General features: G+C 67.4%; 2 protein-coding genes. Both read right to left on the bottom strand.

The window, feature by feature from the left end:
• Positions 1-38: 38 nt before the first annotated feature.
• Positions 39-638, bottom strand: coding sequence for an O-acetyl-ADP-ribose deacetylase (locus O0J73_RS22280; RefSeq protein ID WP_197564734.1), 600 nt, complete (start codon positions 636-638; stop codon positions 39-41).
• 211 nt (positions 639-849) lie between these two features.
• Positions 850-1,809, bottom strand: a complete 960-nt coding sequence (cysK, locus tag O0J73_RS22275; protein WP_008266373.1) for a cysteine synthase A — start codon at positions 1,807-1,809, stop codon at positions 850-852.
• Positions 1,810-2,007: the final 198 nt, after the last annotated feature.

The raw sequence follows: 2,007 nt of genomic DNA, 5'->3' as shown, positions 1-2,007 counted from the left end.
CATCGCCCGGCCTTTTCCTTTCCGCGAAACAGTGCGGCTCAGTGTGCGGCGGCGAAGCCCGTATCGCCCAGTGGCGGCAGCAGCGGGCTGCGCGACTCGCTCTCCATGCTCTGCCCGGCCGCTGCCAGTGCCTGCTGGTAGGCCTTGGCCGTGGCGGTGTTGAACGCAACCAGCACGATGCGCATCGGCTGTGCATGGCTGCGCTGCCACGCCAGCGTTTCGGTCACCGCGATCTGCGCGGCCTGGTACAGCGGGTAGCCGTACACGCCGCAGCTGATCGCCGGGAACGCGATCGACTGCACGCCCAGGGATTCCGCAAGCTGCAACGACTTCCAGTAGCAGTTGGCCAGCAGCGCCGGTTCGTCACGCTGACCGTCGTGCCAGACAGGTCCCACCGTGTGCAGCACATGCCGCGCCGGCAATGCGTGGGCGCCGGTGGCGCGCACTTCGCCGGTCGGGCAACGCACGCCTGGGCGAAGCTCCGGCAACTGTTCGCATTCGGCCAGCAGTGCCGGGCCTGCGGCGCGATGGATCGCGCCGTCGACACCGCCGCCACCGAGCAATGTTTCATTGGCCGCGTTGACGATCGCATCCACCGCCAGGGTCGTGATGTCGCCCTGCCAAACTTCGATCTTCATGCGTCCGTCTCCTGCCTGTGAGGTGTTCCGCGCAGCATCTGCGCCGGCTGTTCCCACGGTAGGGGACAGGGCATCGATACTGCGTCATGACCGTCTCACGCGCTGCGATCCGACGGCCTTCACGCACGATGGCGGGCGGCGCCTTCACGCAGGCTGAAGCAGGTGGGGTTTGTGACGGGCGGCAGCGCCGGGCCATGCCCGGCGTTATGCGTCACGGCAGCCCGGCCAGCCAGTCGTCGTCAGACCCTTCGTTCACATCGGCGAACAGCGGCGTGGAGAAGTAGCGTTCACCGGTGTCCGGCAGCATGGCCAGGATCACCGAGCCCGGTTCGGCACGCGCGGCCACATCCAGCGCGCTGGCCACGGTGGCGCCGGCGGAGATACCGACGAAGATGCCTTCCTCGGCGGCCAGGCGGCGCGCAGTGGCGATGGCGCGGTCATCCTCGACCGACACCAGTTCATCCACCACATCGCGGTTGAGCACGTCGGGCACGAAATCCGGCGTCCAGCCCTGGATCTTGTGCGGCTTCCAGTCATCACCCTTGAGCAATGCCGCGCCGGCCGGTTCGGTGGCGATGATGCGGGTCTGCGGGCGCGCAACCTTCAGCACTTCGCCCACACCGGTGAGCGTGCCACCTGTGCCCCAGCCGCTGACGAAATAGTCCAGCCGCTTGCCGGCGAAGTCGCGCAGGATCTCGGCGGCGGTGGTGTTGCGGTGATACGCCGGGTTGGCCGGATTGGCGAACTGGCTGGCGAGGAACCAGCCATGCTCTTCGGCTAGCTCCCGTGCCCTGCGCACCATGCCGCTGCCACGTTCGGCGGCCGGGGTCAGGATCACCTTGGCGCCATAGGCGCGCATCAGCTTGCGGCGTTCCACCGAGAAGGTCTCGACCATGGTGGCCACGAACTTGTAGCCGCGCGCGGCGGCCACCATTGCCAGCGCCACGCCGGTGTTGCCGGAAGTCGCTTCGACGATCGTATCGCCCGGCTTGAGCAGGCCACGTGCTTCGGCATCGAGGATGATCGCCAGCGCCAGGCGGTCCTTCACCGAGCCGCCCGGGTTGAACGACTCGACCTTGGCGTAGAGGCTGACCTGCGGTGGCGCCAGGCGCTGCAGCTTGACGATGGGGGTGTTGCCGACGGTATCGAGGATGGAGTCGTACAGGGCCATGGAAGCGCTCCGGAAACGGGGCCGCGCCGGGCTTCGGCGGGCGAAGGGGGAGGGCTGGCTGTTCAGGCCAGCGGCTGCCGGCTGACCGTAGCGCCGGCATATGACGCCCGGAAATGACCAGATGCCTTTCTTAAACAACCTTTGGTTATAAGCTGGTGACGGCAATAGACCCTAGAGTGGACCTCCGCCCCCTTGCGC

Origin of the sequence: Stenotrophomonas sp. Sm6012 (genome assembly GCF_030985895.1) — a bacterium.
GTDB lineage: Bacteria > Pseudomonadota > Gammaproteobacteria > Xanthomonadales > Xanthomonadaceae > Stenotrophomonas > Stenotrophomonas forensis.
The sequence above is the reverse complement of the archived record's forward strand: the minus strand, read 5'-3'. Positions and strand labels throughout refer to the sequence as shown.

Coding starts and splice junctions, on each gene's coding strand:
- O0J73_RS22280 (WP_197564734.1), bottom strand. CDS start 638: ATGAAGATCGAAGTTTGGCAGGGCGACATCACGACCCTGGCGGTGGAT.
- cysK (WP_008266373.1), bottom strand. CDS start 1,809: ATGGCCCTGTACGACTCCATCCTCGATACCGTCGGCAACACCCCCATC.